Genomic DNA, 430 nt, shown 5'->3' with positions numbered 1-430 from the left:
AAACAGCTGGCACAGGCCGGCATTCTGATCAGCGCCCCGGCCGGCATCGGCCTCACCACCCCGCACACCATCCAGCAATCGGCAGGCAGCACCTACGCCGTCACCGCCGGGCAGCACATCAGCCAGGCGGCACTGGGCGACATCCGCAGTAATGCCAACGGCGCCATCAGCCTGTTTGCCCGCAGCGGCGGCGCACGTCTCTATGCCAACCAGGGCAGCGTGGACATCCAGGCGCAAGGCGGCCCGCTGGCGGTGTCCGCCGCCAAGACATTGCGGCTGAACAGCAACCAGCACATCAGCGTGGCCGGGCACGACAGCATCGAACTGGCAGCAGGCGGCCATGGCATCCGCATCAGCGCCAAGGGGGTTGAAGTATTTGGCGATATCAAGCTGCACGGCACGCTGAGTAATGAGGGGAAGGCGGGGCTGG

At 66.3% G+C, this 430-nt stretch carries 1 protein-coding gene; it reads left to right on the top strand.

The genetic code is table 11. The annotated features are described in order from the left end of the window. Positions 1 to 430: DUF2345 domain-containing protein (locus tag JHD62_RS21525; protein WP_199104587.1), on the top strand; the 430-nt coding region annotated here is incomplete at both ends.

The sequence above is a fragment of the Aquitalea sp. ASV11 genome (assembly GCF_016429185.1).
GTDB lineage: Bacteria > Pseudomonadota > Gammaproteobacteria > Burkholderiales > Chromobacteriaceae > Aquitalea > Aquitalea pelogenes.
This window is presented reverse-complemented; position numbering and strand designations above follow the sequence as displayed.